Origin of the sequence: Roseovarius sp. E0-M6 (assembly GCF_037083845.1) — a bacterium.
Classification (GTDB): Bacteria; Pseudomonadota; Alphaproteobacteria; order Rhodobacterales; family Rhodobacteraceae; genus Roseovarius.
Genome location: NZ_JBAPLA010000001.1, coordinates 12673 through 24637 on the forward strand (window position 1 = coordinate 12673; position 11965 = coordinate 24637).

Genomic DNA, 11965 nt, shown 5'->3' on the forward strand with positions numbered 1-11965 from the left:
TTGTGGGCGCCGTCCGCGGCGCTTACATAACCTCCAGTTTTCCCATTGACGCCGCCTGAGCCGGAAAACGGCTTTGGCGGCGTCTGCACATGAAAGAGACGCCTGAATGGTTTCCGCAGCAGAGCAAATGGCGGCCAACACGAGCTGGTCCGCATTCGGCAAGGCCACCGACCTTCGCAAACGTATCTTCTTCACGATCGGGCTTCTGATCATTTACCGGCTGGGCACGTTTATCCCGGTGCCGGGGATCGACGGTGCCGAGCTTCGCGAGTTCATGGAAGGTGCAGCGGCAAGTATCGGCGGCATGCTCAGCATGTTCACCGGCGGCGCGCTCGGGCGGATGGGCATCTTTGCTCTGGGCATCATGCCTTACATCTCGGCCTCGATCATCGTTCAGCTTTTGACAGCCATGGTGCCGAAGCTTGAACAGCTCAAGAAAGAGGGTGAGCAGGGGCGCAAGAAAATCAACCAATACACGCGCTATGGCACTGTGGGCCTTGCGACACTGCAATCCTACGGGCTTGCCGTCAGCCTGCAATCCGGCGGGCTCGTGACCGATCCGGGCATGTTCTTCATCGCGTCCTGCATGATTACCCTCGTCGGGGGCACAATGTTCCTAATGTGGATCGGGGAGCAGATCACGGCGCGTGGCATCGGCAACGGCATCTCGCTCATCATTTTTGTTGGCATCATCGCCGAAGTTCCCGCGGCACTGGCACAGTTCTTCGCCAGTGGTCGCAGTGGTGCGATCAGTCCTGCGGTGATCGTAGGCGTGATCGTGATGGTCGTGGCGGTCATCGCTTTCGTGGTGTTCATGGAGCGTAGCCTCCGCAAGATTCATATTCAGTATCCGCGTCGGCAGGTGGGTATGAAAGTCTATGACGGAGGCTCGTCGCATCTTCCGGTCAAGGTGAACCCGGCGGGCGTCATCCCCGCGATCTTCGCCTCGTCGCTCCTGCTTCTTCCGACGACGATCAGCACGTTCTCGGGGGGCGAGGGGGCAAGCCCGGTCATGTCGACCATCCTTGCGTATTTTGGACCCGGACAGCCGCTTTACCTTGTGTTCTTTACCGGCATGATCGTGTTCTTCGCGTATTTCTATACATATAACGTGGCCTTCAAGACCGACGACGTTGCCGACAACCTCAAGAACCAGAATGGTTTCATTCCCGGTATCCGTCCGGGCAAGAAAACCGCCGAGTATCTTGAGTATGTCGTGACGCGTGTTCTTGTTCTGGGCTCGGCTTACCTTGCGGCAGTTTGTCTCCTTCCTGAAATTCTGCGTTCACAATTTGCCATTCCCTTCTATTTTGGGGGCACTTCGGTCTTGATCGTGGTTTCGGTCACGATGGATACGATCCAGCAGGTGCAGTCGCATCTGCTGGCTCATCAGTATGAGGGCCTCATTGAAAAGTCGCAGCTTAGCGGTAAAGGAAAACGCCGCGCGCGCAGAAAAGGGACACAACGCAAATGAACATTATCCTTCTCGGACCGCCGGGCGCGGGCAAAGGCACGCAGGCGCATCTTCTAGTGGAAGAACGCGACATGATCCAGCTCAGCACGGGCGACATGCTTCGCGAAGCCAAGGACAGCGGTACCGAGATGGGTAAGGTTGTGGCGGATGTGATGGCGCGGGGCGATCTTGTGACAGACGAGATCGTGATCGGCCTCATTCGCGAAAAGCTTCAGGGCGAGAAGGGTGGCGGTTTCATCTTTGACGGTTTCCCGCGCACGCTTGCTCAGGCTGATGCTCTGGGCGATCTGCTTGGCGAATGCGGTGAAACGCTCGACGCCGTGATCGAAATGCGCGTCGATGACGATGCACTCGTTGATCGGATTACCGCGCGGTCAACCTGTGGCGGTTGCGGTGAGGTTTATAACGACAACACCAAACCCATCCCCGCCGACGGCAAATGCATCAAATGCGGTGGGACCGAGTTCAATCGCCGCGCGGATGACAACGAGGAAGCGCTGCGCAACCGCCTCATGGAATATTACAAGAAAACGTCGCCGCTTATCGGTTACTACTACGCCAAGGACATGCTGCGCACTGTCGATGGTCTGGGTGAGATTGACGACGTGAAGATGGCCATCGCCGGTCTGCTCGACTGAAGATTTCAGCGCAGCGGCGGCTTTGCGCCGCCACGCGCCAAGCCACCTTATTTTTTGTTGCCACTGGAACGGTGTGAACAATCATGCCTTAATAGGGTCGTTAAAACGGCCGAGGCATCGCGTTGCCGAAACGCATTGGTCGCCATGACACACCGAGAAGGTGATTTATGCGAAGTTTTTTGAGTGACATCTTGATTTTTGCGTCCGTTTCCTTGCTCGGAACCACAGCTTGGGCCGAAGAGATATGGACCTCGCGACCGGATATCTGCGGCGCGGGGTTCCCCATTCAGGAACTCGAAGGCGTGACCTTTCTGCGTGCAGGTGTTGTGTCGGACCATTTCATCGATTGCCGCTGGTCCCCTGATCTTGATTTGACGGCGGATGCGCCGGCCCGTCAGCCGCGCAAGGCCCGCTGTGCCAACGGCACGAATGAATGGGGTGTGGACACTGTTTTCATACGCACCGCTGACGGCCAGTTGTCACTGCGTTCCGCCGATAAGCGTTTGCCACGGAAAACATACGGACCTTGCCCCGAAGCGCCGGATGCCAAGTCGCATGATCGCGCCACATCGATAAAGCCAAAGGAAGAGACCGCAGATGATTGATCGACTGATCCGAGGGGGTGCGATGGCCGTCGCTTTCGGCCTTGGGACCATCGCCCAGGGCGAGGCCAATCTCATGTATGTCAAAGAGGGCACGCCGGCCATCGTGGACAACCCCGGCTTCTGTGAGGCACCGGGCGAGGAGCAGGAACTGGTGGATCTTGCCTTTCTGGCTCCCGACGGCATCTATAGCCATTCCGAAAGTTGCACGTGGATCGACACACCGCTTTCCTATGTTACGGGGCTTGAAATCCAAGTCGATGCAAAATGTGACGACGGTGCCGGACAGTGGGCGGCACCCTTTGAAATCACCGTGAACGCGCGTGGTCGTGTTCATGCCGCCGCCTATGCTCAAAGCAGCTTGTCGGGATACTATTTCCCCTGTGAGCAATGGGGATGGAAGGGCGATGACGGGACGGCCAAGCAATAAGAGAGGGGGCTGTCGAGGAACCTTGTGCTCAGGGGTTGACGCTCCTGGCTTATGGCTCTAACCAGCGCTATCTCGATAGAGAGTTGATTCCCGAACGGGTCGCACCCGTGGCGAATCGATCACCTTAAATCAGCTGCGGCCCGGAGCGTTATGCCTCGGGCCTACGTTGTGAAAAAAGGGTCTGGAACTACGGATCCGCAACGAAAAGGAAAGTGACACGTGGCACGTATCGCCGGCGTAAACATCCCGACCCACAAACGGGTCCCGATCGCCCTTACTTATATCACCGGAATTGGCGACACTTCCGCCAAAGACATCTGCGATGCCGTCGGCATCGAGCAGAGCCGTCGCGTCAACGAACTCTCGGACTCCGAGCTTCTCGCGGTGCGCGAACATATCGACGCCAACTACATGGTCGAAGGCGACCTGCGCCGTGAAAGGCAGATGAACATCAAGCGTCTGATGGATCTCGGCAGCTATCGTGGTCTGCGTCATCGTCGCAACCTTCCCGTCCGCGGTCAGCGGACTCATACCAATGCGCGCACGCGCAAAGGTCCGGCGAAAGCTATCGCCGGCAAGAAGAAGTAAGGGAGGGCATTCGACATGGCACGTGATACCCGTCGCACAAAGCGCAAGGTCTCCAAGAACATCGCCACAGGCGTGGCGCATGTGAACTCTTCGTTCAACAACACCAAGATCCTGATCTCGGATGTGCAAGGCAATGCGATCGCTTGGTCGTCGGCTGGCACCATGGGGTTTAAGGGATCGCGCAAATCAACCCCCTACGCCGCCCAGATGGCCGCAGAAGACGCGGGCCGCAAGGCGCAGGAACATGGCATGCGCACGCTCGAAGTCGAAGTGCAGGGGCCCGGTTCGGGCCGCGAGTCCGCGCTGCGCGCACTCGCTGCTGTCGGTTTCAACATCACCTCGATCCGTGATGTGACCCCGATGGCGCATAACGGCTGCCGCCCGCCGAAACGCCGCCGGGTCTGAGACGTATTTCCGGAGTGGGGCCGCGTGTTTTGGCACGGCCCCATTCCGTCTTTTTGAAACCTCGGGCGTTTCCGGCCTTTGGACATGGGGCCGGAAACAGGAATGGAGGGACGCATGATCCATAAGAATTGGGCAGAATTGATCAAGCCGACACAGCTTGACGTTAAGCCGGGCAATGACCCGCTGCGTCAGGCAACCGTCGTTGCCGAACCGCTTGAGCGTGGTTTTGGCCTGACTCTGGGCAACGCGCTGCGCCGTGTGTTGCTCAGCTCACTTCAGGGGGCCGCGATCACCAGCGTTCAAATCGACAACGTGCTTCACGAGTTCTCGTCGGTTGCTGGTGTCCGTGAAGATGTCACCGATGTGGTGCTGAACCTCAAGGGTGTCGCGCTGCGCATGGATGTCGAAGGGCCCAAGCGTATCTCGGTGTCCGCCAAGGGACCGGGCGTTGTCACCGCCGCCGACATCTCTGAAACCGCCGGGATCGAAGTCCTGAACCGCGATCACGTGATCTGTCACCTCGACGATGGTGCGGACCTCTACATGGAACTGACGGTTAATACCGGCAAGGGCTATGTCGCGGCGGACAAGAACAAACCCGAGGACGCGCCCATCGGCATGATCCCCGTGGATGCGATCTATAGTCCCGTGCGCCGTGTCAGCTATGACGTACAGCCCACCCGCGAGGGACAGGTGCTCGATTATGACAAGCTGACGATGAAGATCGAAACCGACGGTTCGATCTCGCCCGATGACGCGGTGGCATTCGCCGCCCGCATCCTTCAGGATCAGCTGAGCATCTTCGTCAACTTCGACGAGCCGGAATCGGCCCAGCGTCAGGATGATGACGACGGTCTCGAGTTCAATCCGCTGCTGCTCAAGAAAGTCGATGAGCTTGAGCTTTCGGTGCGTTCCGCCAACTGCCTCAAGAACGACAACATCGTTTATATCGGCGATCTGATTCAGAAGACCGAAGCAGAGATGCTCCGCACTCCGAACTTTGGCCGCAAATCCTTGAACGAAATCAAGGAAGTGCTGTCGGGCATGGGGCTGCATCTTGGTATGGACGTCGAGGACTGGCCGCCGGACAACATCGAGGATCTGGCGAAGAAGTTCGAAGACGCCTTTTAAGATTTCGCAAGCCGGGGATGACCCGGCTTGCGCTCACCCCCGGGCAATCCCGCCCCAAGGACAGCGGCTGACACGCATCAGACCGCCGGACAAAGCAAAATCAAGCTAGGAGATAGAAAATGCGTCACGCAAGAGGATACCGCCGCCTGAACCGCACCCATGAGCACCGCAAGGCGCTCTTTGCGAACATGGCAGGCTCGCTCATCGAACATGAGCAGATCAAGACCACGCTGCCGAAGGCCAAAGAACTGCGCCGGATCGTGGAAAAGCTTGTGACACTGGGCAAACGCGGTGATGTTCACGCCCGTCGTCAGGCCGCAGCTCAACTCAAGCAGGACATGCATGTGTCCAAACTCTTTGATGTGCTTGGGCCGCGCTACAAGGACCGTCAGGGCGGTTATGTCCGCGTCCTCAAGGCCGGATTCCGCTATGGTGACATGGCGCCCATGGCGATCATCGAGTTCGTTGAGCGTGATGTGGATGCCAAAGGCGCGGCCGACAAGGCGCGTATGGCAGAAGAAGACATGGCAGACGACGACGCATAAATCGCGCGTATCTGTTTAAAACGCATTAAAAAGCCGCCGGAGAGATCCGGCGGCTTTTTCAGTCTCGGGGCCAAGTATCAGGCCGCGTCAAGTTCGGCCTTGATGATGGTCTCGATTTCGTCGACCGGATGATTGGTTAGCGTCTTGGGGATATCCATCACCAGCTTGCTAAGCACTTCCTTGTGCATTTCGTCGCGCAGAACACCCAGAACCTGTGGCGATGCGGCGATGACCAAATGTTCGAAATCTCCCGCGTGTGCCTCTTTGTAAAGAAGATCGGACAGGTCTTTTGCAAAGCGGTCCTTGGCCAATTCGTGCCAATCCGTGTCATCCATTGCCGATCTGTGACCAACACCGGTGTCGGGCATGCGGCCCGGTCGATTGGCGGACTGATCAATATCCGAGGGATTATTTTGCCCTTCCTGATCCTTAACCTCAAAATTCGGATTCTGGTGGTCCGTCAGGTTGCGCAGAAAGAGGGCTTTTTCACTGTCCATGACCACGACCAGCGTGTTCTTCTTGAGTTTCGCCATATTCACTTCTCCTTGCCTTTGTCCTCGCCAGTGCCGTGATGGCCGCCAAGATTGCCTTCGCCCTTTTCGTCGGACTTGTGGACGCGGGTTGCGCCTGCATCGGCGTCGCGGCTTCGTTTCAGGGTGTCACGCGTTCCAACCTTGCGCTCAAGATTGCCTTGGGCGCGGCCTTGCTGCGACGGCGTCTCTGCCTTGTCTAGAAACTCTTCGGTTTCACTTTTTCCGTCTTGGCTTCGTTTGCGATCTGCCATGATGCACCTTCCTTTCTTGCCTCTCAACGTGCGAAGGTGTGCCCGGGTTCCGGTGTCCGCGCTTGCATTTTGGGCGTGCGCCGACATATCAGACGGCATCGTCATCCGCCCCCGGGAGGGACCATGCGACGCGTTTTATTCTCTCTTTCGATGTTTCTTGCAGCGCTGCCTACGGCGCTGAGGCGGGCGCCGTTCCACGCCTTTAGTGTCGGAGTCTGAGGTATGGCCGATCTTTTCGACACATCCTCGGACACCGGAAAAGAGACGCAGGGAAGCGCGCCGCGTCCGTTGGCCGATCTGTTGCGGCCCAAATCGCTGGGTGAGGTCATCGGACAGGAGCAGGTTCTCGGTCCTGATGCTCCACTTGGCGTTATGCTGGCCAATGGCAGCCTTGGATCGCTCGTGTTCTGGGGGCCACCGGGCGTGGGCAAGACAACCATCGCGCGGCTATTAGCAGATGAGACGGATTTGCATTTCATTCAGATCAGCGCGATTTTCACGGGCGTGCCGGAGCTTCGCAAGGTCTTCGATGAAGCCCGTCTCAGGCGCACGAACGGGCGTGGCACCCTTCTGTTTGTTGATGAGATACACCGCTTCAACAAGGCGCAGCAGGACAGTTTCCTGCCGCATATGGAGGACGGGACGATCCTTCTGGTCGGTGCGACGACCGAAAACCCGAGTTTCGAACTGAACGCGGCGCTTCTTAGCCGGTCACAGGTTCTGGTGCTTGAACGTCTTTCTCCCGCCGATCTGGAACGGCTCGTGCAGCGTGCGGAAAAGGCGCTGGACAAAGCTTTGCCATTGACCGGAGAGGCGCGCGAGGCGCTTCTTGACATGGCTGATGGCGACGGGCGCGCATTGCTTAATCTGGTTGAGCAGATCGCCGCATGGAAAGTTGACGGCAAACTTGATCCGACCGCGCTTTCGACACGGTTGATGAAGCGCGCGACGGTATATGACAAAAGCGGGGACGAGCATTTCAACCTGATATCCGCGCTGCACAAATCAGTGCGCGGATCGGACCCTGACGCGGCGCTTTATTGGCTTGCGCGCATGCTGAAGGGTGGGGAAGATCCACGCTACCTTGCCCGGCGCATCACCCGTATGGCGATCGAGGATATCGGCCTTGCCGACCCACAGGCGCAGGCGCATTGCCTTCAGGCATGGCAAACCTTCGAAAGATTGGGCAGCCCAGAGGGCGAATTGGCGCTGGCACAGGCAGTGATCTATCTCGCTCTGGCACCCAAATCGAACGCGGCATACGCGGCCTACAAGGCGGCCATGCGCGAGGCCGGCAAAACGGGAAGCCTGCGACCGCCGAAACACATTCTGAATGCGCCGACCAAACTGATGAAAGAGCAGGGGTATGGCGATGGCTATGCCTATGATCACGATGCCGAAGCCGGCTTCTCGGGTCAGAACTATTTTCCCGATGGGATGGACCGGCTACAGGCCTATTTTCCTGTCGAAAGGGGCTTCGAACGTGAGCTCAAAAAGCGGTTGGATTGGTTCACCAAGCAGCGTTTGAAGCGGGACTGACCCACCGCGTTCGCCGGTCGATTTGCCCCGGCGGCGGGGCTTGGAAACAGTCAAGTTTGCTTGATGGGGTAGAAACTTGGGCATTTTCGTGTTTGTCTAAGACATAATGTGGAGGGGACGCTGCCCTGCGCGCACGAAATTTATGTGTCAAGCAGGGGGTCCAGTGGGCCCACCACGACAACGAAACCCAAGGAGATATGATGACAAAGCCAAGAGATAACGCTCTTATTGACAAGCTGGCGAGCGCAGCGCGCCAAGGAACCATTTCCCGCCGGTCCTTTATGCATTACTCCATGGCCGCAGGTATGACGGCCTCGGCGGCGACGGGACTTTGGACCTCCAAGGCCAATGCACAGCCCTCGCGCGGCGGCACCTTCCGCTTTGGTGTTCATGACGGGAATACGTCTGACACACACGATCCCGGCACATATGTGACCCGTCAGATGATCTATCTGGCGCATCAGTATCGCAGCTATCTGACCATGATCAATCCTGACGGATCGCTTGGCCCGGACCTTGCGACCGAATGGGCCGCCAATGACGACGCGTCGCAGTGGACGTTCGAGATCAATTCCGATGCGTCGTTCCACAGCGGCAAGCCGGTAACGGCGGAAGACGTGATCGCCTCGATGAACCATCACCGTGGCGAGGATAGCGGGTCGGCGGCCAAGGCGCTGCTGTCATCCGTGACCGACGTCAAGGCCGATGGCGATCATACGGTTGTCGTGACCCTGAGCAGCGGTAACGCGGACCTTCCATGGCTGATGACCGACTATCACCTTGCGATCTGCCCGGCAGATGGCAACGGCGGCATCGACTGGAAATCCGGCGACGGCTCGGGCCCCTACAAGATTGATTCGGGCGAATTCGGCGTTCAGTGGCGTCTCAGCCGTCATGAAGGCTGGCACCTTGAAGGCGCCTATTTCGACAATCTGGTCATGCTGGTGCTGAACGATTCGAACGCACGTCAGACCGCACTTGTTACGGGCGATGTGGACGCTGTTTCCCTGGTCGATCTCAAGACCAAGTCGCTGCTTGAACGTGACCCGACCATCGTGGTCGAGAGTGTGCCATCCGCGGCCGCGATCACCATGCCGATGCACTGTGACACCGCACCCTATGACGATGTGAATGTGCGTAACGCGCTGAAGCTTACGATGGACCGTGACGAGGTGATCAACAAGATCGCCTTTGGCGAAGCCACCAAAGGCAACGACTTCCACCATTCGCCGGCCATGCCATACTGGCCCGACGACATCGAACAGCGCGAGTATGATCCGGACAAGGCGAAGTCGCTGCTCAAGAAAGCTGGAGCCGAAGGGCTCGAGGTTTCGATCAGCACTGCGGATTCGGTCTTCTCGGGTGCGGTCGACATGGCTGTGCTCTATGCAGAGCAATCCAAGGCGGCGGGTATCACGGTCAATGTTGTCCGTGAACCAAGCGACGGCTACTACTCGGATGTCTGGCTCAAGAAGCCCTACAGCCTCGTGTCCTGGGGCGCGCGTCCCACGCCGGATGTCATGTACACGCTGGCCTACAAGGACGACGCCGCATGGAACGAAAGCCGGTGGCAGAACGAGAGGTTCAACGAACTTCTGCTTCAGGCGAAATCGGAACTCGACAACAGCCTGCGTGCGGAAATGTATCGCGAAATGGCGCAGATCGCACGGGACGATGGCGGCACGCTTCTGCCGTTCTTCAACAACTTCGTCTATGCGCGCCGCGACAATGTGATGCGCGGCGAAAACCTTGCGGCAAGCTGGGAACTGGATGGGGGCCGTGCCCCGAGCCGGTGGTGGTTCGCGAGCTAAGCTGAACTTTCCGGGGGCCCGTTATCACTATGGGCCCCCGATTTGCCAAGCGGCGCATGATACGAAAACGACACGAACATGCGGCGTGGACCCGAAAGCGACAGGCAATGGCGCTCACAAAAGGGTTAGTAAGCCGATATAAGGCTGGAACGAAAGAAAATTTCGTGTTTTGGTAAATGCATGTCGTTTTTGTGCCGCCAAAAAAACTCAATACAGGAAATTCTCGGCCACTAGCCGCGACCGATCTACGGACGCGGCAGGCGACTTTCGCTCAATAAGAACTCAGGGAGATGATATGAGCTATTCGGAAAAAGATTTCATGATTGACCGGCTTGCGGCCGAGGCCAAGACGGGCCGCATTTCGCGCCGGTCATTCATGCACTATTCGATGGCGGCGGGCCTCACGGCATCGGCTGCAACGGGTCTTTGGACCGGGTCGGCAAAGGCCGCCCCTCAGCGCGGCGGCACGTTGCGTGTCGCCCAGCACGACGGCAACACCTCGGATCAGCATGATCCCGGCCAGTATCAGTCGAACTTCGAGATTGGCTATGGCCACACGGTGCGCGCCTATTTGACCATGATCAATTCCGACGGCACGCTTGGCCCCGACGTGGCCAAGGAATGGACGGCAACGCCCGATGCTGCCGAATGGACCTTCATGATCGACGGCAACGCCACGTTCCATGACGGCAACAAGGTGACGGCAGCGGATGTGATCGCCTCGCTCAACCACCATCGCGGAGACACCACTTCGGCGGCCAAATCGCTTCTGACCGACGTGGTAGACCTCAAGGACAATGGCGACAACTCGGTCACAGTGGTGCTTTCGGGTGCGAACGCGGATCTTCCATGGCTCATGACCGATTATCACCTTACGATTCTGCCAGCCAACGAAGATGGCACGATCAACTGGCAATCAGGTATCGGCTGTGGCCCTTACAAGACGGTCGAGCTTGAATTCGGTGTGGGCGGCAGGTTTGTCCGCCACGAGGAGTGGCACGGCGAAGGCGCGTATTTCGACGAAGTTCAGGTGCTTGTCATCAACGACCCGAACGCGCGTCAGACGGCACTGGTGACCGGTGATGTGGATACCGCCAGCCTTCTCGACAACAAGACGCTGTCGCTTCTATCGCGCAACCCGAATGTCGAAATCGACAATATTGCGTCGGCACAGGCCATCACGATGCCGATGCATTGCGATGTGGCGCCGTTCGACAATGTCGATGTGCGCAACGCCCTGAAACTCGCAATCAACCGCGAAGAACTAGTCGAGAAGATCACCTTCGGTGCGGCCACGGTCGGTAACGATTTTCACCACTCGCCCGCTATGCCCTATTTCCCTGAGGAGATTCCGCAGCGCGAATACGACCCCGAGCAAGCCAAGGCGCTGCTCAAGAAGGCCGGGATGGAAGGGCTCACAGTCAACTTCTCGACCGCCGATTCGATCACCACGGGCGCCGTCGACGCCGCGGTCCTTTATGCCGAGCATGCCAAGGCAGCGGGCATCACGATCAACGTCATCCGTGAACCAAACGATGGCTATTGGTCGGATGTCTGGCTGAACAAACCTTGGTGCATGGTCACTTGGGGCGCGCGCCCAACGCCGGACGTGATGTACAGCCTTGCCTACAAGGAAGGCGCGGACTGGAACGAATCGCACTGGGTCAATGACGAGTTCAACAAGCTGCTTCAGCAGGGCAAGGCCGAGCTCGACAACGAGAAGCGCAAGGAAATCTATCACGACATGGGGATGTTGGCCCGTAATGATGGTGGCACTGTCATTCCGTACTTCCCGAACTTCATCTACGGTCGCCGTTCCAACGTGAAGCATATCGGCAAACTGGCTCCGGCCTGGCAGATGGATGGCTATCGTTATGCCAGCCGCTGGTGGTTCGAGGGCTGATTGAAATACCGGGCCCGGCGCTGAAAGGCGCCGGGCTTTTCAATGGCAGGAGCCGGCCGCCCGCAATAAGAGGCCCGCTACATAGCGACCCCCCAATGTCAATGACAATATCCGG

At 58.1% G+C, this 11965-nt stretch carries 13 protein-coding genes; 11 read left to right on the plus strand and 2 right to left on the minus strand.

Features of this window, described 5'->3' with window-relative positions; all coding sequences use genetic code 11:
• Window positions 1-106 precede the first annotated feature (106 nt).
• From secY to rplQ, 8 genes are all read left to right on the plus strand, one after another.
• Entirely contained in the window at window positions 107-1474 is a 1368-nt protein-coding gene (secY, locus tag V8359_RS00130) for a preprotein translocase subunit SecY (RefSeq protein WP_336426665.1), read from the plus strand.
• Window positions 1471-2112, plus strand: coding sequence for an adenylate kinase (locus V8359_RS00135; protein WP_336426666.1), 642 nt, complete (start codon window positions 1471-1473; stop codon window positions 2110-2112). The genes secY and V8359_RS00135 overlap by 4 nt, the downstream gene beginning before the upstream one ends.
• Window positions 2113-2303: 191 nt before the next feature.
• Window positions 2304-2717: a hypothetical protein gene (locus V8359_RS00140; protein ID WP_336426667.1), complete on the plus strand. Its 414-nt coding sequence runs from the start codon at window positions 2304-2306 to the stop codon at window positions 2715-2717.
• On the plus strand, window positions 2710-3144 hold the full coding sequence (locus V8359_RS00145; protein WP_336426668.1) for a hypothetical protein: 435 nt from the start codon (window positions 2710-2712) through the stop codon (window positions 3142-3144). Before V8359_RS00140 ends, V8359_RS00145 begins: the two co-directional genes overlap by 8 nt.
• A gap of 219 nt (window positions 3145-3363) precedes the next feature.
• Entirely contained in the window at window positions 3364-3732 is a 369-nt protein-coding gene (gene rpsM, locus V8359_RS00150; protein ID WP_336426669.1) for a 30S ribosomal protein S13, read from the plus strand.
• Between the two features lie 15 nt (window positions 3733-3747).
• Complete coding sequence (rpsK, locus tag V8359_RS00155) at window positions 3748-4137, plus strand: 30S ribosomal protein S11 (protein WP_121163565.1); 390 nt, start codon at window positions 3748-3750, stop codon at window positions 4135-4137.
• 114 nt (window positions 4138-4251) lie between these two features.
• Window positions 4252-5268 (plus strand): DNA-directed RNA polymerase subunit alpha, encoded by a 1017-nt coding sequence (locus V8359_RS00160; protein ID WP_336426670.1) that lies wholly within the window; start codon window positions 4252-4254, stop codon window positions 5266-5268.
• Between the two features lie 119 nt (window positions 5269-5387).
• Window positions 5388-5813, plus strand: coding sequence for a 50S ribosomal protein L17 (rplQ, locus tag V8359_RS00165; protein ID WP_336426671.1), 426 nt, complete (start codon window positions 5388-5390; stop codon window positions 5811-5813).
• 77 nt (window positions 5814-5890) lie between these two features.
• On the opposite strand, the gene V8359_RS00170 is transcribed toward rplQ, so the two are convergent.
• A complete protein-coding gene (locus tag V8359_RS00170) occupies window positions 5891-6346 on the minus strand; it encodes a host attachment family protein (protein WP_336426672.1) in 456 nt (151 codons plus the stop codon).
• 2 nt (window positions 6347-6348) lie between these two features.
• Window positions 6349-6597, minus strand: coding sequence for a hypothetical protein (locus tag V8359_RS00175; RefSeq protein WP_336426673.1), 249 nt, complete (start codon window positions 6595-6597; stop codon window positions 6349-6351).
• 222 nt (window positions 6598-6819) lie between these two features.
• Between V8359_RS00175 and V8359_RS00180 the strand changes: the two genes are divergently transcribed.
• The 3 genes from V8359_RS00180 (at window position 6820) to V8359_RS00190 (ending at window position 11850) form a co-directional block, all read left to right on the plus strand.
• Window positions 6820-8136, plus strand: coding sequence for a replication-associated recombination protein A (locus tag V8359_RS00180; protein WP_336426674.1), 1317 nt, complete (start codon window positions 6820-6822; stop codon window positions 8134-8136).
• Between the two features lie 200 nt (window positions 8137-8336).
• Window positions 8337-9947, plus strand: a complete 1611-nt coding sequence (locus V8359_RS00185) for an ABC transporter substrate-binding protein (protein ID WP_336426675.1) — start codon at window positions 8337-8339, stop codon at window positions 9945-9947.
• 295 nt (window positions 9948-10242) lie between these two features.
• Window positions 10243-11850, plus strand: a complete 1608-nt coding sequence (locus V8359_RS00190) for an ABC transporter substrate-binding protein (protein ID WP_336426676.1) — start codon at window positions 10243-10245, stop codon at window positions 11848-11850.
• Window positions 11851-11965 lie beyond the last annotated feature (115 nt).

Excerpts from the sequence above, each read along its gene's own strand:
- V8359_RS00180 (WP_336426674.1), top strand. The coding sequence starts at position 6,820 with ATGGCCGATCTTTTCGACACATCCTCGGACACCGGAAAAGAGACGCAG.
- rplQ (WP_336426671.1), top strand. The coding sequence starts at position 5,388 with ATGCGTCACGCAAGAGGATACCGCCGCCTGAACCGCACCCATGAGCAC.
- rpsK (WP_121163565.1), top strand. The coding sequence starts at position 3,748 with ATGGCACGTGATACCCGTCGCACAAAGCGCAAGGTCTCCAAGAACATC.
- V8359_RS00170 (WP_336426672.1), bottom strand. The coding sequence starts at position 6,346 with ATGGCGAAACTCAAGAAGAACACGCTGGTCGTGGTCATGGACAGTGAA.
- secY (WP_336426665.1), top strand. The coding sequence starts at position 107 with ATGGTTTCCGCAGCAGAGCAAATGGCGGCCAACACGAGCTGGTCCGCA.
- V8359_RS00190 (WP_336426676.1), top strand. The coding sequence starts at position 10,243 with ATGAGCTATTCGGAAAAAGATTTCATGATTGACCGGCTTGCGGCCGAG.
- V8359_RS00175 (WP_336426673.1), bottom strand. The coding sequence starts at position 6,597 with ATGGCAGATCGCAAACGAAGCCAAGACGGAAAAAGTGAAACCGAAGAG.
- V8359_RS00145 (WP_336426668.1), top strand. The coding sequence starts at position 2,710 with ATGATTGATCGACTGATCCGAGGGGGTGCGATGGCCGTCGCTTTCGGC.
- V8359_RS00160 (WP_336426670.1), top strand. The coding sequence starts at position 4,252 with ATGATCCATAAGAATTGGGCAGAATTGATCAAGCCGACACAGCTTGAC.
- V8359_RS00185 (WP_336426675.1), top strand. The coding sequence starts at position 8,337 with ATGACAAAGCCAAGAGATAACGCTCTTATTGACAAGCTGGCGAGCGCA.
- V8359_RS00135 (WP_336426666.1), top strand. The coding sequence starts at position 1,471 with ATGAACATTATCCTTCTCGGACCGCCGGGCGCGGGCAAAGGCACGCAG.